Origin of the sequence: Streptococcus sanguinis, assembly GCF_003943735.1 — a bacterium.
GTDB classification, from domain to species: Bacteria; Bacillota; Bacilli; order Lactobacillales; family Streptococcaceae; genus Streptococcus; species Streptococcus sanguinis_E.
The window spans coordinates 61719-82474 of record NZ_RJMV01000002.1; the positions used below are offsets into that span (position 1 = coordinate 61719).

17 protein-coding genes are annotated in these 20756 nt (G+C 47.2%); 15 read left to right on the forward strand and 2 right to left on the reverse strand.

Going from position 1 to position 20756, the window contains the following annotated elements; genetic code table 11:
- The first annotated feature begins 51 nt into the window (after positions 1 to 51).
- The 12 genes from D8877_RS02745 to thrC all read left to right on the forward strand — a co-directional run bounded on the left by D8877_RS02745 (position 52) and on the right by thrC (position 12575).
- A complete protein-coding gene (locus tag D8877_RS02745; RefSeq protein ID WP_125352373.1) occupies positions 52 to 375 on the forward strand; it encodes a hypothetical protein in 324 nt (107 codons plus the stop codon).
- Positions 365 to 2320 (forward strand): V-type ATP synthase subunit I, encoded by a 1956-nt coding sequence (locus D8877_RS02750; protein ID WP_125352375.1) that lies wholly within the window; start codon positions 365 to 367, stop codon positions 2318 to 2320. Before D8877_RS02745 ends, D8877_RS02750 begins: the two co-directional genes overlap by 11 nt.
- A 108-nt stretch (positions 2321 to 2428) precedes the next feature.
- Positions 2429 to 2908 (forward strand): V-type ATP synthase subunit K, encoded by a 480-nt coding sequence (locus D8877_RS02755; protein WP_002898768.1) that lies wholly within the window; start codon positions 2429 to 2431, stop codon positions 2906 to 2908.
- Between the two features lie 10 nt (positions 2909 to 2918).
- Positions 2919 to 3509, forward strand: a complete 591-nt coding sequence (locus tag D8877_RS02760; protein WP_125352377.1) for a hypothetical protein — start codon at positions 2919 to 2921, stop codon at positions 3507 to 3509.
- A 10-nt stretch (positions 3510 to 3519) separates the two neighbouring features.
- Positions 3520 to 4533 (forward strand): V-type ATPase subunit, encoded by a 1014-nt coding sequence (locus tag D8877_RS02765; RefSeq protein ID WP_125352379.1) that lies wholly within the window; start codon positions 3520 to 3522, stop codon positions 4531 to 4533.
- Entirely contained in the window at positions 4520 to 4840 is a 321-nt protein-coding gene (locus D8877_RS02770; RefSeq protein ID WP_002894448.1) for a V-type ATP synthase subunit F, read from the forward strand. The genes D8877_RS02765 and D8877_RS02770 overlap by 14 nt, the downstream gene beginning before the upstream one ends.
- Before the next feature lie 7 nt (positions 4841 to 4847).
- Positions 4848 to 5543 carry a GNAT family N-acetyltransferase gene (locus D8877_RS02775; protein WP_125352381.1) on the forward strand — a complete coding sequence of 232 codons (696 nt, stop codon included), beginning with the start codon at positions 4848 to 4850 and terminating at the stop codon, positions 5541 to 5543.
- Positions 5544 to 5662: 119 nt separating this feature from the next.
- Complete coding sequence (locus D8877_RS02780) at positions 5663 to 7453, forward strand: V-type ATP synthase subunit A (RefSeq protein WP_125352383.1); 1791 nt, start codon at positions 5663 to 5665, stop codon at positions 7451 to 7453.
- The gene (locus tag D8877_RS02785) at positions 7440 to 8834 is read left to right on the forward strand and encodes a V-type ATP synthase subunit B (protein WP_125352385.1); all 1395 of its coding nucleotides are present in this window, start codon (positions 7440 to 7442) and stop codon (positions 8832 to 8834) included. The genes D8877_RS02780 and D8877_RS02785 overlap by 14 nt, the downstream gene beginning before the upstream one ends.
- A complete protein-coding gene (locus tag D8877_RS02790) occupies positions 8831 to 9454 on the forward strand; it encodes a V-type ATP synthase subunit D (RefSeq protein WP_125352387.1) in 624 nt (207 codons plus the stop codon). Before D8877_RS02785 ends, D8877_RS02790 begins: the two co-directional genes overlap by 4 nt.
- Before the next feature lie 432 nt (positions 9455 to 9886).
- Positions 9887 to 10978, forward strand: a complete 1092-nt coding sequence (locus D8877_RS02795) for a LysM peptidoglycan-binding domain-containing protein (RefSeq protein ID WP_125352389.1) — start codon at positions 9887 to 9889, stop codon at positions 10976 to 10978.
- Between the two features lie 112 nt (positions 10979 to 11090).
- Positions 11091 to 12575, forward strand: coding sequence for a threonine synthase (gene thrC / locus D8877_RS02800; RefSeq protein ID WP_125352391.1), 1485 nt, complete (start codon positions 11091 to 11093; stop codon positions 12573 to 12575).
- 43 nt (positions 12576 to 12618) lie between these two features.
- Here the strand turns inward: thrC and pulA are convergent, their stop codons facing one another.
- Positions 12619 to 14694, reverse strand: coding sequence for a type I pullulanase (gene pulA / locus D8877_RS02805; RefSeq protein ID WP_125352393.1), 2076 nt, complete (start codon positions 14692 to 14694; stop codon positions 12619 to 12621).
- Between the two features lie 117 nt (positions 14695 to 14811).
- On the reverse strand, positions 14812 to 15795 hold the full coding sequence (locus D8877_RS02810) for a LacI family DNA-binding transcriptional regulator (protein ID WP_125352395.1): 984 nt from the start codon (positions 15793 to 15795) through the stop codon (positions 14812 to 14814).
- Between the two features lie 436 nt (positions 15796 to 16231).
- On the opposite strand from D8877_RS02810, the gene malQ reads away from it, so the two are divergent.
- The 3 genes from malQ to D8877_RS02825 all read left to right on the forward strand — a co-directional run bounded on the left by malQ (position 16232) and on the right by D8877_RS02825 (position 20734).
- Positions 16232 to 17743: a 4-alpha-glucanotransferase gene (gene malQ / locus D8877_RS02815; protein WP_002926395.1), complete on the forward strand. Its 1512-nt coding sequence runs from the start codon at positions 16232 to 16234 to the stop codon at positions 17741 to 17743.
- Between the two features lie 32 nt (positions 17744 to 17775).
- Positions 17776 to 20037: a glycogen/starch/alpha-glucan family phosphorylase gene (gene glgP / locus D8877_RS02820; protein ID WP_002899305.1), complete on the forward strand. Its 2262-nt coding sequence runs from the start codon at positions 17776 to 17778 to the stop codon at positions 20035 to 20037.
- A 178-nt stretch (positions 20038 to 20215) separates the two neighbouring features.
- Positions 20216 to 20734 (forward strand): ABC transporter permease, encoded by a 519-nt coding sequence (locus tag D8877_RS02825; protein WP_125352397.1) that lies wholly within the window; start codon positions 20216 to 20218, stop codon positions 20732 to 20734.
- Positions 20735 to 20756 lie beyond the last annotated feature (22 nt).

A 20756-nucleotide genomic window follows, 5' to 3' on the forward strand; every position in this document is an offset into this window, starting at 1 on the left:
CAGATTTTAAAATCCGTTTTCGAAGGTTTTTGAAAACGAGGGGGTGAATAGATGGCCAATGAAACACTTGAAAAAATGCAGGAAATTGAAACTGCTGCAGAAGAAGTTTTGATGGGCTACAGGAAGCAGACTCAGGAGCTGCGACAGCAGGTAGATGAAAATCTCAGGCAGCTGGGTCTGACCTATGACAATGAAACGCAGAAGCTGGCAGAAGAATTAACCGCGTCTTCCCAACAAAAGTTGGTGCTCCTGCAGCAAGACTTGGAGCAGACAACCCAGCAAAATGAGGCCAAGGTTGCGGCTGCGTTGACGGACAAAAAAGCAGACTTGGCGCGAGCCATTGTAGAGAAGGTGGTAGAAGCCTATGGCCATTAGTCAAATGCGGCAGCTGTCTCTGCTTCTGTCCAAGGAACTGCTGGATCAGCTTCTCTTTTACCTACAGGGCTTAGAGTCGGTTCAGATTCATGACTTGCGGCAGGAAGAGGACTGGCAGGCAGCCTTTGAGCAGGCTTTAGTCTTCCGGCCAGATCGGCAGCTATCTCAACAGGATTTGCTCAGTCGTCAAGAAAAGCTCGAGAGGCTAATTGCAGAGCTGGAGCCTTTTATGCCCAAAAAGAAACTGCTGGAATCCTTAAAAGAAGAGCCTTTAGAATTATCCTTTACTGCTTTAGAGCAGGCAGGGAAGGCTCGCGATGAGGTTGCGCTATTAGAAGGAATCAGTAAGCAACTCAGGGTCTTGCAAGAGGCCAAGGGTCAGATAGAAGCTGATTGCTTAGAAGTGGCTGCGCTGGAGAAGTGGGAGCCACTGGAGCTAACACCGCAAGCAGCTGCGACTTTCAGTCATCTGGGAGCTTTGATTGGGACGATTCCTAATACCGACGACGATGCTCTGCGCTTGGCTCTGGGAGCACATCCTGACCTGAAGTTTCAGGAAGTCTTTACCGATGATACAGAGCATGGGGTTCTTGTTTTTTATAAGACAGGCTCTCTGGAAGAAGTTCGCAAAATCTTGAAAGAGTATGGCTTTAAGCCTTTTGAGTATGACCATGAGGAACTGCCTGCTGAGCGAATAGCCCTGCTCAAGGCCAATATTCGACAGCAGGAGGCTGTGGCAGAAGCTCTAACTAAGAGTCTGGCAGCATCTAAGAACGAGTTGGATCAGCTCAAGGTTCAGCTGGACTATCTCTGCAATCTCTCCTCCCGTCAAGAAAGTAAAAATCAGTTAGCCAGTACGCAAAATCTGGCAGCCTTGGAAGGCTGGATCGAAAGCAAGCAGGTTCAAGCTCTTGAAGCTTGTTTGACAGAGCAGTTTGGTCAGAGCATTCTCATCCAGACCAGAGAGATTCGACAGGACGAGGAAGATAAGGTTCCGACCAAGCTTAAAAACAATGCCTTGGTGGAGCCCTTCGAGCTTGTGACGGAGATGTATTCCCTGCCTAAGTATGGTGATAAGGATCCAACCCCCGTCGTTTCCCTCTTTTATTTTGTATTCTTTGGCATGATGGTTGCCGACATCGGCTACGGTCTCTTGCTCTTTGTGGGCACCAGCTTGGCGCTGCACTTCTTGCATGTCAAGTCGGGGTTGGCTAAGAATCTGCGATTCTTCCGCCTGCTGGGTGTGGCAGTCATCATCTGGGGACTGGTTTATGGTTCTTTCTTTGGCCTTGAACTGCCCTTCGCTCTGATTAGCACCAGCTCTGATGCCATGACGATTCTGGTTATTTCGGTCGTCTTTGGCTTCATTACAGTGCTGGCGGGCCTCTTCCTCAGCGGTCTGAAAAATATCCTCCTCAAGGATTATGCAGAAGCTTATAATGCGGGTTTTGCTTGGGTGCTGATTTTGCTGGGGCTGCTACTCTTGGCCTTGGGAAATTTCTTCCCATCCTTGGCCTTTGCAGCAACGATTGGTCAGTGGCTGGCCATCATCAATGCTCTGGGTATACTGGCAGTATCCATTGTCAGTGCTAAGAGCTTGGCAGGATTAGGCTCAGGTCTCTTTAATCTCTACAATGTCAGCGGCTATGTAGGAGATCTTGTCAGTTTTACACGGCTGATGGCTCTGGGGCTTTCGGGAGCCAGCATTGGCTCGGCTTTTAACTTGATTGTTAGCCTCTTCCCACCTGTCGCTCGCTTTAGCATTGGCATTCTGCTCTTTATTGCCCTGCATTTGGTCAATATGTTTCTATCTTTTCTGTCCGGTTATGTGCACGGAGCGCGTTTGATTTTCGTGGAATTCTTTGGAAAATTCTACGACGGCGGCGGCAAGCCTTTCACTCCGCTCAAGCCTAGCGAAAAATACGTTCAGCAAAGCAAGAAATGATGAGAAGCTCATCTTAAAAAAACACTTTCTAAAACATCAAAACAAGCATTATTCATTCAACTAGCTGTTGGTTTTACGACAATTACAGCATTTTCATAGGAGTAAATCATGGAACATTTAGCATCATATTTTGGAACATACGGCGGCGCCTTTTTTGCAGGTCTGGGAGTAGCTTTGGCGGTCTTTCTCAGCGGAATGGGCTCAGCTCTGGGTGTTGGAAGCACGGGTCAAGCAGCGGCAGCCCTCTTGAAAGAGCAGCCGGAAAAATTCGCTCAAGCTCTGATTCTGCAGCTTTTGCCAGGTACCCAAGGTCTCTACGGCTTTGTTATCGGGATTACTGTCTTCTTTAATATCAAGCCAGAATTGGCTCTGCAATCAGGCGTGGCTTATTTCTTAGCTGCTTTGCCAGTTGCCATTGTTGGTTACTTTTCAGCCAAGCATCAAGGACGAGTGGCGACCGCTGGTATTCAGATTTTGGCCAAGCGTCCAGAAGAGGTCATGAAAGGGGTAATACTCGCGGCCATGGTTGAAACCTACGCCATCTTGGCCTTCGTTGTTTCCTTCATCATGGTTCTGAATGTGAAGTAAGGAGGCTTTTATGTCTGACATATCAGATCTCAAAGCTTCTGTCTTGGAGCAGGCTCACGAAAAGGGGCGTCTGCTTTTGGCCGAGGCTACTGAGAAAATAGAACAGGAAGCCAAGGAACGTGAGGCCCAGTTAGTTCGGCAAAAGCTTGGACAGCGGGAGCAGCAGCTGAAAGAAATCAGCCGGCGCAGTCAGCGCGATATTCAGCAGCTGGAAAATCAAAAGCGCCAGTCTACTTTGGTTATCAAGCAGCGGGTTCTCAGAGAGCTTTTTGAGGAGGCCTATGCTCAGATGGTGACTTGGTCACAGGCTGAAGAGGAGCATTTTCTGAAGAGTGTCCTAGCTAAATATCCAGATGAAGAGTTGACGCTGGTTTTCGGTGCTCTATCAGCTGAGAAATTCAGCTCCAGCCAGTTAGAAGACTTGAAAAAAGCCTTTCCGCAAGTACACTTTTCAGACCAGTCCATAGTCGGTCAGGCAGGTTTTGTGCTGAGCCAAGGACGAGTGGATGATAGTTATCTCTATCGTGACTTGCTGGACTCTGTCTGGCAGGAGGAAAGCTACCGTCTGGCTCAAGACATTTTCAAAGACCAGGCAGAATAGGAGGCGGACCATGAGTGAAACAAGCTTCTCTCAAGTCAATACAGCCATTAGCGTGCAGGAGGCTTCCTTTTTGACGCCCCAGCAATATGACCAGTTGCTGCAGGCTGACGATGCTGCCAGCCGTTCGGCTCTTCTGCAGGGAACGGTCTATGCCATGGATGCTGAAGCTATCAAGGATCTCAATGCCATTGAGCAAGTACTGATGAAGCATTTGTATTCCGTTTATAATTGGGCGCTTGAGATCAGTCCTAGTAAGGAGATAGTGGAGATTTTCACGCTCCGCTACACTTACCACAATCTCAAAGTTTTTCTCAAGGGTCGGGCGACAGGTCAGTCCTTGGAGCATTTGTTGATGCCAGTGGGGACCTATTCGCTGGAGGTTTTGGAGCACTTAGTCATGGCCTTTTCGGCTGAGTATTGTCCAGATTTCATGCTGGACGAGGTGCTTGCGACCTGGCAGGAATACCAGGATTATCAGGATGTGCGCGTGCTGGAGATTGGCATGGATATGGCTTATTTCAAGCATCTCAAGCGCCTGACACAGGAGTTGGAAGATGAGAGTCTGCTGCAGCTGGTGAATCTGACTATTGATTTTTACAATGCCATCACGGTCAAGCGGGCTGTTGGCTTGGGAAAACCGCGCAGCTTTATGAGGCAGCTTCTGTCTGATGAAGGAAGTCTTTCTGCTGCCAACTGGATTGCCATGGCAGAGCAGGGGGATTTCTTGACTTGGTTTAGCCAGGTCAATCCCTGCGGTTACGATCTGGATTTGCGCTCCTATGAGGAAAAAATGCGGAACCAGACCTTGACGACAGTAGAGCTAGAATATCTAGCGGACCTCTTGCAGGCTAAGTTGCTTGCGGCTGGTCAGTTTGAGACAGATGGCCCGCTCCCTCTGGCCCGCTATCTGCTGGGCAAGGAGCTGGAAGTCAAGAATCTGCGGCTGATTTTGACAGGTATGGACAATCAGCTGCCGGTAGAGCTTATCAGAGAAAGGATGCGACCGATTTATGGACAAGACTAGCTACAAGATTGCTGTCGTGGGGAATCGTGATACCATTCTCCCTTTTAAGCTGATTGGTTTTCAGACCTTTCCGGTTAAGGAAGCTCAGGAGACGGTCAATACCCTGCGTCGGCTAGCCCGTGAAGATTTCGGCATTATCTATCTGACGGAGGATATGGCTGCGGATATTCCAGAAACCCTGGCCTACTATGACCAGCTGGAGATTCCTGCTCTTGTGCTCATTCCTACCCATAAGGGGAGCACGGGACTGGCTCTTTCGCGGATTCATGAAAATGTCGAAAAGGCTGTTGGACAGGATATATTGTGAGGTTTTTATGCGAATCAATCAACTAGGTCAGCCCATTGGGGATGCTCTGCCGGATTTTCAGCCGGGGGATTTGCCTAACATGGAGCGAATCGAAGGCCAGTATGTTATTATCGAGCGTTTGTCCAAGGATAAGCATGGGGGGGATTTATATGAAGTGTATGGCCCGGAATCTCCTGCGGATATGTGGACCTATCTCTTTCAAAATCCTGTCCAGAGTCGGGAAGAATGGTCCCAGTTGCTAGATCAGATGCTGGCAGCACAGGATCGTTTTCACTATGCGATTGTGGACAAGGAGAGCGGCAAGGCTCTAGGAACTTTTGCTTTGATGAGGATCGATCGAAATAATCGCGTTATCGAAGTGGGAGCTGTGACCTATTCGCCCAAGCTGAAGCGCACCAGACTGGCTACGGAAGCCCAGTACTTACTGGCACGCTATGTCTTTGAAGAACTGGAGTATCGTCGCTATGAATGGAAATGCGATGCCCTTAATCAGCCATCAAGGCGGGCAGCAGAGCGACTTGGTTTCACCTATGAAGGCAGGTTTCGTCAGGCGGTAGTCTATAAGGGGCGCAACCGAGACACGGACTGGCTGTCTATAATTGACAAGGATTGGCCGGCCGTCAAGAGTCGACTAGACAAATGGCTGAGCCCAGACAATTTCGACGAAAAGGGCCAGCAAATAAAAGCCTTATCTGATTTTTAAAATGAAAAAACAATAATACTCTTTGGAAATTAAATTCAAACTAGGTCCGTATTTAACTTAGTTTGAGCTTAGATTTTCATTGAGAAACAAGAAAAATCTCCCAAGAATGGAGGAAGATTGTGAGTCAAGGAAAGATTATCAAAGTTTCTGGTCCTCTGGTGCTGGCATCAGGGATGCAGGAAGCGAATATTCAGGATATCTGCCGGGTTGGCGATTTGGGGCTGATCGGTGAAATTATTGAAATGCGGCGGGATCAAGCCTCTATTCAGGTTTATGAAGAAACTTCTGGCTTGGGTCCGGGAGAGCCAGTCATCACGACTGGAAGTCCTCTGTCCGTTGAACTGGGACCAGGCCTGATTTCCCAGATGTTTGACGGAATTCAGCGGCCTTTGGAGCGTTTCCAAACCATCACGGCGAGCGACTTCCTCGTCCGCGGTGTCCAATTGCCAAATCTAGACCGAGAGACTAAGTGGGATTTTGTTCCAAGTCTGTCTGTCGGAGATGCGGTTGAGGCAGGCGATATTCTGGGAACAGTGCAGGAGACCAATCTGGTGGAGCACCGCATCATGGTGCCAGTCGGCGTCAGTGGACGCTTGGCTAATATCTCAGCTGGCAGTTTCACTGTTGAAGAGACTGTTTACGAGATTGAGCAGGCGGACGGGTCTGTCTTTAAAGGGACTCTCATGCAAAAATGGCCGGTCCGTCGTGGGCGTCCTTTTGCTCAGAAGCTGATTCCAGTTGAGCCCTTGGTGACAGGTCAGCGGGTCATTGATACCTTCTTCCCAGTGACCAAGGGCGGAGCAGCAGCCGTACCAGGACCTTTCGGAGCCGGTAAGACTGTTGTTCAGCATCAGGTAGCCAAGTTTGCCAATGTTGACATCGTTATCTATGTTGGCTGCGGCGAGCGTGGCAATGAGATGACCGATGTACTCAATGAATTTCCAGAACTGATTGACCCAACGACAGGTCAGTCCATCATGCAGCGGACGGTGCTGATTGCCAACACCTCCAATATGCCGGTGGCGGCTAGGGAAGCGTCGATTTACACAGGGATTACGATTGCAGAATACTTCCGTGACATGGGCTACTCCGTGGCCATCATGGCGGACTCCACCTCTCGCTGGGCAGAAGCCCTGCGGGAAATGTCCGGCCGTCTGGAAGAAATGCCGGGTGACGAAGGCTATCCAGCCTATCTTGGCAGCCGGATTGCTGAGTACTATGAGCGGGCAGGCCGGGTCAAGACACTCGGTTCAACTGCGCGCGAAGGCTCTATAACCGCTATCGGAGCCGTATCACCTCCGGGCGGCGATATTTCTGAGCCGGTAACGCAAAATACCTTGAGGATTGTCAAGGTCTTCTGGGGCTTGGATGCCCAGCTGGCTCAACGTCGGCATTTCCCAGCTATCAACTGGTTGAGCTCTTACTCACTCTACCTAGACGAAGTAGGAGCCTATATTGACCAGCATGAGAAGATTGCTTGGGCAGAAAAGGTGACCAAGGCCATGAATATCCTGCAAAAGGAAAGCGAACTGCAGGAAATCGTGCGTTTGGTGGGCTTGGATTCCTTGTCTGAAAAGGACCGACTGACCATGAATGCAGCCAAGATGATTCGTGAGGACTACCTGCAACAGAATGCCTTTGATGATGTGGACACCTATACTTCTTTCAAAAAGCAGGTGGCTTTATTGAGCAATATCCTGACTTTCGATGCGGAGGCCAATCGTGCCTTGGAGCTTGGAGCTTATTTCCGGGAAATCATGGAAGGAACAGTGGAGCTGCGTGACCGAATTGCCCGCAGCAAGTTTATCCATGAAGACCAGTTGGAAAAAATTCAGGCTCTCAGTCAGACTATCGAGGAAACCCTGCACCAGATTCTTGCCCAAGGAGGACTAGACAATGAGCGTCATTAAAGAATACCGCACCGTCAGTGAAGTTGTCGGCCCTCTGATGATTGTCGACCAAGTCGCTGGCGTGCATTTCAATGAATTGGTAGAAATCCAGCTGCATGACGGCAGCAAGCGCCAGGGCCAGGTTCTGGAAGTCCAGGAAGACAAGGCTATGGTCCAGCTTTTTGAGGGATCAAGCGGCATCAATTTGGAAAAAGCCAAGGTCCGCTTTACCGGCCGTCCGCTAGAGCTGCCAGTGTCAGAAGACATGGTGGGCCGGATTTTCAATGGAATGGGCAAGTCGATTGACGGTGGCCCAGCTATCTTGCCAGAAAAATATCTGGATATTGACGGTCAAGCCATCAATCCAGTAGCTCGGGACTATCCGGATGAGTTTATCCAGACCGGTATTTCAGCCATCGACCATCTCAATACTCTGGTTCGGGGGCAAAAACTGCCAGTGTTTTCTGGATCTGGTCTGCCCCACAAGGAATTGGCTGCTCAAATCGCCCGTCAGGCGACCGTGCTCAATTCTGATGAAAACTTTGCCGTGGTCTTTGCGGCCATGGGGATTACCTTTGAAGAAGCTGAGTTTTTTATGAATGACCTCCGGGAGACGGGAGCCATTGACCGCTCAGTGCTCTTTATCAATCTGGCTAATGACCCAGCTATTGAGCGGATTGCGACGCCGCGGATTGCCCTAACAGCAGCCGAGTACTTAGCTTATGAAAAGGACATGCACGTTCTGGTTATCATGACCGACATGACCAACTACTGTGAAGCCCTGCGGGAAGTTTCTGCAGCTCGGCGTGAAGTGCCGGGCCGACGTGGGTATCCGGGTTACCTCTATACCAACCTGTCCACCCTCTATGAGCGGGCTGGTCGTCTGGTTGGTAAGAAAGGCTCAGTGACGCAGATTCCGATCCTGTCCATGCCAGAGGATGACATTACCCATCCGATTCCAGACTTGACGGGTTATATTACAGAAGGTCAGATTATCCTTTCACGCGACCTTTACAACAGCGGCTATCGTCCGCCCATCAATGTCCTCCCATCTCTGTCTCGTCTCAAGGACAAGGGTTCAGGTGAGGGCAAGACTAGGGGAGACCATGCCGCAACTATGAACCAATTATTTGCCGCCTATGCGCAAGGCAAGCAGGCCAAGGAGTTGGCTGTCGTTCTGGGGGAATCCGCCCTGTCCGAAACGGACAAGCTCTATGTGCGCTTTACTGACCGCTTCGAGCAGGAATACATCAATCAAGGCTTCCAGACCAATCGAACCATTGTGGAAAGCTTGGATCTGGGCTGGGAACTCTTATCCATCTTACCAAGAACAGAGCTTAAGCGGATCAAAGACGATATGATTGACCAATACCTGCCGCAGACCAAGGAGGAAGAAAGATGACGCGACTCAATGTCAAGCCGACTCGGATGGAGCTGAATAACTTAAAAGCCCGTCTCAAAACGGCTGTCCGTGGGCATAAGCTACTCAAGGACAAGCGGGATGAGCTGATGCGGCGCTTCATTGAGTCTGTCCGTGAGAACAATCAGCTTCGCCAAAAGGTCGAATCCGCTCTGGTTGGCCACCTGCAGGACTTTGTCATGGCAAAGGCGTTGGAGAGCGACCTCATGGTCGAGGAGATTTTTGCTGTGCCCACGCGGGAGGTCAATCTGCATGTGGAGACTGAGAATATCATGAGTGTGCGCGTGCCCAAGATGTACGCCCATATTGACAATCCGCATACTGATGACGAGGGAGACGTGGTGTATAGCTATGTGGCGTCTAATAGCCAGATGGATGAAACCATTGAAAGCATGAGCGATCTGCTTCATGACCTGCTGCGACTGGCTGAGATTGAGAAAAGCTGCCAGCTCATGGCGGATGAAATCGAGAAAACCCGCCGTCGGGTCAACGGACTAGAGTATGCTACCATCCCTGACCTCAAAGAAACCATCTACTACATCGAAATGAAACTGGAAGAAGCCGAACGAGCCAGCCTCGTCCGAATGATGAAGGTGAAGTAAGATGTGGAGGCGTTAAAAAACGACTGAAAAATAGGAACTGGACGATGGATTCGATGAATCCGAGCCAGTTCTCTTTTTTCCGAGTTTTTAGCCGAAGCTCGATTTAGCTGAGCTAACCCAGAGTGAATAGATATATTCACAGCAAAAATAGACGAAGAAGCGACAGCTTCTAGGAGATTTTATCTTTTTTGCCAAGAGCTTAGGTTAGGTTTAGTTCACCAGAGTAGAAAAAATTCAAATAAGTCCAAAAAAACAGAACCTCTCTAAATGGGGTTCTTTTGCTTGCTGCAATTTTTTATATGTTACAAAAAAATCTCCATGTTACAGGGGGCAGACAGTTTTGTTAAATAGGTCGAAAAAGGCTTTTTTCTTAGAAGATTTATGGTAAGATGGTTTTCGTATCATGAATGATTAGGAAGGTGCATTTTGCATATGAAAATGAATAAGAAATTACTTTTGGCTTCAACTGTTGCTTTGTCAGCATTGCCTTTGTTGACAACGCGAGCTGAGGAGCAGTCACAAAACTGGACTGCCAGAACAGTTGAGCAAATTAAAGCGGATATTACGAGCAATGAAAACCAACAAACTTACACTGTTCAATATGGAGACACTTTGGGAAATATCGCTCAAGCGATGAACATTGATCTTGTTGATTTGGCTAAAGTCAATCAAATTGCTAATGCTGACTTGATTTTCCCGGGTACTGTTTTGACCATTACAACAAATGGGCACAACGAAATTACCTCTGTAGAAATCCAAAGCTACCAAGCAGGAAATAATGCAGGTTTGGTAACGGAAGATTATACAGCAAGTGAGATTTTTGGTACTGAACAAGCCGCTCCAGCGGCACCGGCTCAAGCAGCAGAAACTCCAGCTGTTGAGGAAGCTGTTGCAGCTCCAGCAGACCAAGCACCAGCGCCTGCTGAGGAAGCTCCTGCCCCAGTAGCAGAAGTTGTAAGTGAAGCAGCCCCAGCTGCGGAAGCAAATGCAGCCGCTCCTGTAGAAGCAGCGCCACAGCCAGCAGTAGCTGCAAGTCCAGAAGCACCAGTAGAGGCAGCTCCAGAAGTGACTGAATTAGGCCAAGACCAAGTCAGTCAAGCAACTGCCGCTGTTGAGCCAACAACTTACAATGCTCCAGCTGTAACAGATGCTGCTAGCGTGACGACTAACAATCCTGCTAATGAAGGTCTTCAGCCACAGACTGCAGCTCTGAAAGAAGAAATAGCAGCTAAATATGGCATTACAGAATTTAGTCTTTACCGTCCAGGTGATAGCGGAGATCATGGTAAGGGATTGGCAGCTGACTTTATCGTTGGTGAGAATACTGAATTAGGAAACCAGGTCGCAGCCGATGTTACTTCTAATATGACTGAAAGAGGAATCTCTTACGTTATCTGGCAGCAACAGTTCTATGCACCATTTGAAAGCATTTATGGACCAGCTAATACTTGGAACCAAATGCCAGATCGTGGTAGCGTAACTGAAAACCACTACGACCACGTTCACGTATCTATGAATGAATAAGATGAATACAAGCCCAGAAATGGGCTTTTTCTTATATTCTCTGTGAAAAAGCGAGAATTTTCTGATAAATTTTGGTATAATAAAACGAACTACAGATAAAGGATGAGAGAGAATGACCTTAGTTTATCAATCAACACGTGACGAAAAGAATAGAGTAACAGCTAGCCAGGCGATTCTGCAAGGCTTGGCGACAGATGGCGGTCTCTTTACGCCCATTACCTATCCGCAGGTCGATTTGGACTTTGCCAAGCTCAAAGACGCTTCTTATCAGGAAATAGCCAAGCTGGTTTTGTCTGCATTTTTGGACGATTTTTCTGAAGAAGAGCTGGACTACTGTATCAACCATGCCTACGACAGCAAGTTTGATGATGCGGCGATTGCTCCCTTGGTCAAGCTGGATGGTCAGTATAATCTAGAACTTTTCCACGGAGCGACCATTGCCTTTAAGGACATGGCTTTGTCTATCCTGCCTCATCTGATGACAACCGCAGCCAAAAAGCACGGCTTGGAAAACAAAATTGTCATTCTGACAGCAACTTCTGGCGATACAGGCAAGGCGGCTATGGCAGGCTTTGCGGACGTTCCTGGGACTGAGATTATCGTCTTTTATCCGAAAGATGGTGTCAGCAAGGTCCAAGAGCTGCAAATGACGACACAGACAGGTGCCAATACGCATGTTGTTGCCATTGACGGCAACTTTGACGATGCCCAGACCAATGTCAAGCACATGTTCAACGACACAGACCTACGAGCTCGTCTCTTGGAGCACAAATTCCAGTTTTCATCAGCTAATTCTATGAATATCGGCCGTTTGGTGCCGCAGATTGTTTACTATGTCTATGCTTATGCTCAGTTAGTGAAGACAGGAGAAATCACAGCAGGAGACAAGGTCAACTTTACCGTTCCGACGGGGAACTTTGGGAATATTCTAGCTGCCTACTATGCCAAGCAAATCGGTCTGCCAGTTGGCAAGCTGATCTGTGCATCGAATGAAAACAATGTCCTGACCGACTTCTTCAAGACTCAGGTTTATGACAAGAAGCGGAGCTTTAAGGTGACGTCTAGTCCTTCCATGGATATTTTGGTTTCCTCTAACTTGGAGCGCTTGATTTTCCATCTGTCTGGTAACAGCGCAGAGAAAACAGCTGCCCTGATGGCGGCTCTGAATGAGCATGGACAGTATGAACTAACGGACTTTGACGCTGAGATTTTGGAACTATTTGCGGCTGATTATGCGACAGAAGAAGAAACAGCAACTGAAATCAAGCGGGTCTATCAAGCATCTGACTACATCGAAGACCCTCATACAGCCGTTGCGTCCGCTGTCTATCAAAAATACTTGGCAGAGACAGGTGATCAGCGCAAGACTGTTATCGCGTCTACCGCTAGCCCTTATAAATTCCCAGTCGTGGCTGTTGAGGCTGTGACTGGTCAGTCAGGACTTAGTGACTTCGAGGCTTTGGATCAACTGCACGAACTTTCTGGCGTAGCCTTGCCACCAGCTGTGGATGGCTTAGAAACAGCCCCAGTGCGCCACAAAACGACGGTCGCTGCAGATCAAATGCAGGCAGCGGTTGAGGATTATTTGGGGTTGTAAAAAACAAAAACATCAGCTTATTCATTGGCTGATGTTTTATAATCTATTTCAATACAATCAACTGCTTCCCAGCTAGGCTGTAACTGTCAGCTAGCGGTGCGATTGGTTTTTGGACATCAATGGCTGGATACTGGAGATGCAATCTTTGCTTGTTTTTATTTTCGTAGACAGCCTCTTGGTTGCCAAAGTTGATGACGATTGTCATACTTTCTTTGCTGTCTTGAATCTTGTACTCCAATAAACTGTCTGATAGCCAGTTGATCTGACAGGCTTGCTTGATGGCGGTGCTGGTCTTTAGATGCAGCAGCGGATGTGCCCTGCGAAAGGCAATCAGCTGTTTAACAAAAGCAATGTCCTCTGTGTAATGCAGGGAGCGCAGCCAGTCTAGTTTATTGATTTCGTCAGGCATATTGTAGGTGTTGTCAATCAGATTTTTAGTCCGGAAAAATTCCTGACCGCTGTGGATAAAGGGCACACCTTGGGCCAGCAGTACGAGGTGGAGGGCCAGCCGCGAATTGGCCAGCCGATCCCGCAGGGTGATAGCAGGATTGACGATATCAAAGTAATCAAAAACTGTTGCATTATCATGGCACTCGATATAATTAATGGCCTGCTGGGGCGCTGTGAAGTGGGGCTCGCCTTTTAGACCGATATTGGCTGTCAGGACATTCTCAAGCTGACTGGCAGGAGTCTTGCTCTCGATTTGCCGGCCTTGGGCGATGGTCTGCTTGAGACTGTCACGGAAATGGTCGCTGAAAAATCCATAATCTGGCAGTTGGGCAGCATTGTACTGATGAGCCAATCGCTCACTTGCCAGTCCAGTGTCCATCTGCCAGCCTTCACCGTAGAGATAGATGTTGGGATAGAGTGCCTTGATCTCGTCAGCTATCTGCTGCATGGTTTGGATATCTAAAACCCCCATCAGATCAAAGCGGAAACCGTCAAAGCCATAGAGGCTGACCCATTGTTTGACCGACTGCTTGATATAGCGGCGGACCATGGCCTTCTCACTGGCTACATCATTGCCACAGAAAGTTCCGTTGGTCCGGTAGCCCATGTCATTGAGCCGGAAAAAATAGCCGGGCACGATTTTTTCAAAAGCATAGCTGTTGGCATCATAGACATGATTGTAGACAACATCCATGATGACGCTGATATCAGCATTGTGGAAGGCAGTAATGGCCGCCTGTAGCTCTATGACACGGGCATAGGGGTCTCGTGGGTCGCTGGCAAAACTGCCGTCTGGGACATTGTACTGGACAGGATCGTAGCCCCAGTTGTAGACGAGCTCAGGATGCTTTTCATCAACGCTGCCAAAATCGTAGACAGGCAGAAGCTGCACGTGGCTGATACCTAGTTCTTTCAGATAGTCCAGACCAAACTTCTGACCGTGAACGACTGGAGATTCGCTCAGCGAGGCAAACTTCCCAGGATAAGAGAAACCAGCTTCTTTCTGCATAGAGAAATCACGGACGCTCATTTCATAAATGACGGCTTCTGTCGGATCCAGCTGTGTTTTCGCTCGTTTGATAGGCTTTTTAATCTTTTCTAAATCAATGACATAGCTGTTGCCCGAATTGACATCTGAGGATAGGGCGTAGGGATCGTGGACTTCAATCCACTTGCCATTAATCTTATGGAGATAAGAATAGGAGGCTCCCTCTAAATCTCCCTCAATGTGGGCATGCCAGACTCCCCTATCCAGACGTTTGAGATGGTGAACCTGGTCTTTCAGATGTAGGAGGACTTTTTCGGAAATGGGTGCCCAGAGTCTGAAGTCGGTGGCTTGGGGGCTGTACTGAGCTCCCAAATCGTCGCCTGCATAATCAAAAATCTCATCGAAAATAGGCTTTTTCACGATATGGCGGTACTGCAAGTCGGTATGGTTGCGGTCTTGGTCATAGACCTTGTAGGACTGCGTCAGGTCAATGGGCTCATTAGCCGACACGGTATAGATAATCCGCTCTTCCTGATTGTTGATGTTTTTGATAGTTAAAGGGCTGGAGCTGTGCTTGTCTTCCAGTGTAAAGTGGATGGAATAGGCATCAAAGCTCTTTTCCAGTTCGATAGTGATAATGTTTTCGTCATCTAAATAGGCTTGAAAAATACGAAAGGCCATGTTTTTCCTCTTTCTTTGTCAATTTCTCTTCGGGTAATTGTTTTGAGTTTAGGGCTCTGCCCTGGTTGGGACAAGGCCGATATGTGAATCGTTGATGAATGAGCAAAAGCACTCGGATTAGCGAGTGCTGATGCTATGCGGGATCAACTGGCGATAGCAGATTTGCTTGTCTTCTTTATTGTCCTTGATGATTTGGAAGAGAGTCCGGAAAGACTCTTTCCCAAGCTCGAGGGCATTGATATCAATATAGGCATCGACATCGATGCGCGGTTTGATAGAGTCAAAGGTGATAATGGGAATCTGGTAGTCCTGATCTTTGAGATAGTGCAGGGCTCCTTCTGCTACCAAGGTATCAGAGGTTACGATAGCTTCAATCTCATCCAGTGGCAGCTCCTCCATAATCTTGTAACTGTTGTCTTCCAGAAGGAAACCGAAGGCAAATTTGATAATGCGTTCATCCAAAGGCCGGTCTGCTTCATTCAGGGCTTGCTTGTAGCCTGTGTAACGATCCTGAGAAACGACCAGCTCCTTATTCCCAGCTAGAAAGGCAATTTTCCGATAGCCCTTGTCAAGGAAGTATCTGGTCGCGTCATAGCCGGCCTTGATATTGTCGTTGTCCACCAGAGAGATGAAAGGTGAGACAGCTTTTCCAAGGATAAGGAAGGGGAAGTTGTTTCTGACTGCAAAGTCGACCAAAGGATCGTCCTGCTTAGAATAAAGGAAGATCAGTCCGTCTACTCGCTTTCCTAAAATCATCTGCTTCATATTTTCCAAGCGGTGCTGTTCATCTTGCCCGGTGCTGATCTGGATGGCATAGTCATAGTCAGAAGCAATCTGAGAAATCCCCCGCAACACAGTTGGGAAAAAAGGGTTTTGATAGAAGACATCTGAGTCGTCCGGCAGGACCAAGCCGATGACCTGGCTGGACTGGCTGACCAGACTTCTGGCATTGAGGTTGGGATGATAGTCCAGCTCCTTCATAGCAGCACGGACCCGTTTTTTAGTTTCTTCACTGATGGTTGATTTATTTTGCACGACGCGGGTCACGGTAGAGGGTGATACGCCTGCTAGTTTTGCGACTTCTTTGATAGTAACTCGCATAAAAACCTCCTAAAGGCCTGCATTTGCTGGAAATCCTTACGATAACATGAACTATTTTAAATCTACTAGTAGAAGCACTTGCTTTCTAAGAGTCATGCAAACCTCTGCCAAAAATGGTTCTTATAACCAGTGATTTTGCCTAACTATTATGGTTAAAAAAGCAAGTATAAAGCAGTTTCTCCGCAAACGCAAACGTTTTCTGTTTGTAAGAACATTTTAACACAAAAAGAGAACGCTTGCAAGAAGAGAAAAACGGTAAACAATTGGGGCAGTAGGAGAGTCCTAAAAGAGCATTATATCCATTAACCAATAAATTGAAAAAAATCTCAAAAACCCCTTGCACTAAAAAAAAAAATAGGTTATAATCAAGTCGACGCAAACGTTTGCATTAAGTAAAAATGAAAAGGCGTAGAGGAAAAAATAACGAGGTGACAAAATGAAAAAACGTCAAAGCGGCGTGCTCATGCACATTTCATCCCTTCCGGGCAAGTACGGTATCGGATCTTTTGGCCAAAGTGCTTATGATTTTGTAGACTTCTTGGTTCGCACCAAGCAGCGCTATTGGCAGATTTTGCCACTGGGAACGACCAGTTATGGTGATTCTCCTTATCAGTCTTTCTCTGCTTTTGCTGGGAATACCTACTTTATCGATTTTGATATTCTGATAGAAGAAGGTTTGTTGGACGAGGCGGATGTTAAGGGAGCTGATTTCGGAGATGATCCTAGAAAAGTGGATTATGCAAAGATTTTCGATGCTCGCCGTCCAATCATGGAAAAAGCAGTAGCTCGCTTCTTGAAAGCAGACGATCTGTCTGACTATGAGAGCTTTGTGGAGCAAAATGCAGCTTGGCTGGAAGTTTTCGCTGAGTACATGGCTATCAAGGAGCATTTTGATAATCTAGCTTGGACTGAGTGGCCGGATGAAGCCATCCGTCGCCGTGAAGCTGCTAGCCTCGCGTCATACCGTGAGAAGCTGGCTGACAAGCTGACCTACCATCGTGTGACCCAGTATCTCTTCTTTAAGCAGTGGTTAAGATTAAAAGCCTATGCTAATGAACATCACATCGAGATTGTCGGTGATATGCCAATTTATGTGGCAGCTGACAGTGCTGATGTGTGGGCACAGCCTCACTTCTTTAAGACAGATGCTGTTGGTAAGCCAACTTGTGTGGCAGGCTGTCCGCCAGATGAATTTTCAGAAACTGGCCAGCTTTGGGGCAATCCTATCTATGACTGGGAAGCTATGGACAAAGATGGTTATGCTTGGTGGATTGAGCGTCTGCGTGAAAGCTTCAAGATTTACGACATTGTCCGTATCGACCACTTCCGCGGCTTTGAGTCTTACTGGGAAGTACCTGCTGGCTCAGAAACATCTGCTTCTGGTAAGTGGGTAAAAGGTCCTGATTACAAGCTCTTTGCAGCGGTTAAGGAAGCCTTGGGTGATTTGAATATCATCGCAGAAGACCTAGGCTTTATGACGGACGAAGTGATCGAGCTGCGCGAGCGCACTGGTTTCCCAGGAATGAAGATCTTGCAATTCGCCTTCAATCCTGATGATGAAAGCATCGATAGCCCGCATCTGGCGCCAAACAACTCAGTCATGTATACCGGAACCCATGATAACAATACTGTTTTGGGTTGGTACAAGGATGAGATTGACGACGCTACTCGCCAGTACATGGCTCAGTACACCAACCGTAAGGAGTACGAAACAGTACCTCATGCAATGCTGCGCACAATCTTTGCTTCAGTCAGCTTTATGGCCATTGCGACCATGCAAGACCTGCTGGAATTAGATAGTGCAGCACGGATGAACTATCCATCCACAATTGGTGGCAACTGGACTTGGCGGATGACAGCTGAAGAGCTGAATCCAATCGTCGAAGGTGAGCTTTACAGCTTGACTAAGACTTACCGTCGTATGAATACCGATTTAATTAACAAATAAAGAATAGCTAACTAGACTTGAAAGGAGTAATCATGTCAAACTTACAAACTTATATCAAAAATACTTATTCAAAAAATCTTGCTGATTGCAGCAATGAAGAACTTTATCTGGCTCTTTTGAACTACACTAAATTAGCCAGCGCTCAAAAGCCAGTCAATACTGGTAAGAAAAAACTCTACTATATTTCAGCAGAGTTTCTGATCGGTAAACTTTTGTCTAATAACTTGATCAACCTTGGACTTTACGATGATGTGAAGCAAGAACTGGCAGATGCTGGCAAGGACTTGATCGAAGTAGAAGAAGTTGAGTTGGAGCCGTCTCTGGGTAACGGAGGCTTGGGCCGTCTGGCTGCCTGCTTCCTGGACTCTATTGCGACACTTGGTCTCAATGGTGATGGTGTAGGACTGAACTACCACTTTGGTCTTTTCCAACAGGTTTTGAAAAACAACGAACAGACAACGATTCCTAACTTCTGGCTGACTGAGCAAAACTGGTTGGTTCGCTCTAGCCGCAGCTACCAAGTGCCATTTGCTCACTTCACTCTGACATCTACTCTTTATGATATTGATGTGCCAGGTTACAAGACAGAAACTAAGAACCGTCTTCGTCTCTTTGATTTGGACTCAGTGGATGCAGATATCATCACAGACGGTATTGACTTCGATAAGACAGATATCGCTCGCAACTTGACCCTCTTCCTCTATCCAGATGATAGTGACAAGCAAGGTGAACTGCTCCGTATCTTCCAGCAATACTTCATGGTTTCAAATGGTGCTCAGCTGATTATTGACGAAGCGATTGAAAAAGGCAGCAACCTGCACGACTTGGCAGACTACGCTGTCATCCAAATCAATGATACCCACCCATCTCTGGTTATCCCAGAAATGATTCGTCTCTTGACTGAACGTGGTTTGGATCTGGATGAAGCAATTGCCATCGTACAGAAGATGACTGCTTATACAAATCACACGATTCTGGCAGAAGCTCTTGAAAAATGGCCTTTGGAATTCTTGAAAGAAGTAGTACCGCACCTGGTACCTATCATCAAAGAGCTTGACAAGCGCGTGAAAGCTAAATACGCAGATCCAGCAGTGCAAATCATTGATGAGGACGATCGTGTGCACATGGCTCACATGGATATCCACTACGGATACAGTGTCAATGGAGTTGCAGCTCTGCATACAGAAATCCTGAAAAACTCTGAGCTTAAAGCCTTCTACGATATCTACCCTGAAAAATTCAATAACAAGACCAACGGTATTACTTTCCGCCGCTGGCTCATGCATGCGAACCCACGCCTGTCTCATTATTTGGATGAGTTGCTGGGCCGCGACTGGCACCATGATGCAACTAAGCTCGAAGGCTTGTTGGAATTCACTGGCGCTGCAAATGTTAAAGAAAAATTGGAAGGCATCAAGGCTCATAACAAGCGTAAATTGGCTCGTCACTTGAAGGAAGCACAAGGTGTGGAAATCAATCCAGAATCTATCTTTGATATCCAAATCAAGCGTCTGCATGAGTACAAGCGCCAACAAATGAACGCTCTGTATGTTATCCACAAGTATCTGGACATCAAGGCTGGTAACATCCCTGCTCGTCCAATCACTGTCTTCTTCGGTGGTAAGGCTGCTCCTGCTTACACAATTGCACAGGACATCATCCACCTCATCCTTTGCTTGTCAGAAGTGATTGCTAATGACCCTCAAGTGGCTCCACACCTGCAAGTAGTTATGGTAGAAAACTACAATGTTACAGCGTCTAGCTTCTTGATTGCAGCTGGTGATATTTCTGAGCAAATTTCCCTGGCTTCTAAGGAAGCATCTGGTACTGGTAACATGAAGTTCATGCTTAACGGTGCTTTGACTCTTGGTACTATGGACGGAGCGAATGTTGAGATTGCAGAGCTGGTCGGCGAAGACAACATCTACATCTTCGGTGAAGATTCTGAAACTGTTATTGACCTCTACGCAAAATCTGCTTACAAGTCTAGTGAGTACTATGCGCGCGAAGCTATCAAGCCGTTGGTTGACTTTATCGTCAGCGATGAAGTATTGGCAGTTGGTAAAGCTGAACGCTTGGAACGTCTTTACAATGAACTGATCAGCAAGGACTGGTTCATGACTCTGCTGGATCTAGAAGACTATATCCAAGTCAAAGAGCGCATGCTGGCGGACTATGAAGACCGCGATGCTTGGATGGACAAAGTCATCGTCAATATTGCCAAAGCTGGCTTCTTCTCATCCGACCGTACGATCGCTCAATACGAAGAAGAAGTATGGCACTTGAACAGCTAATATTCTTTGAATCAAAAAAGCCGAGACAGCAGTGTTTCGGCTTTGATTTTTGAATAAAATATGTGGATAGGGATTTAGCTATTGTGTGGGCTTCTGAAAAGGTGAAAGCCTCTTGGTCTTGTCAGCTTTTTCTTTTCGGTGTATAATAAGTGAAAATATTTCTTTACAGGAGGCGTTCATGAAAAAGAAACCAATTTATCTTTATGTTTTGCTGGGCTTGTCAACCGTGGGAACCTTGTGGGGACTTTTTGGCAAGTTCACTTCTTCTGATGCTGGAGTGAAAAGCATTCTTAAGCAGATAGAAGAACCAGCAAAATCCCAATATGCAACTTATTTTAGCAAGAGTGCAGAAGTGGCGAATTCGCTAGTCAATAATTTCTTTTTTTACGGGCACATCGTTCTCTTAATAGTGGCTCTTTTCTTCCTTTTTAGGAAAGATATATTTAAGGCCAATCTTGTCTACATTGCCGATGTTCTTGTGGGCTTGATTTCGACAGCCTATGCTTATGTGGTATCAAAGGGAATTATAGCTTCTTCTTTTTCAGACTCGACTCTTCTTTCGGCACAGATGACGGGGTTGAATTTCTCCATCCTCCTTTCAGTAGTCATTAGCCTAATCTTCCTTTCCATCGTCGTCTTTAAGCTAATCCAGCAGCAAAAAGAGGCTGAAAAAGCGGAACTAGCTGCAAACGAATAAGATTTGACAAATAACAGATAAG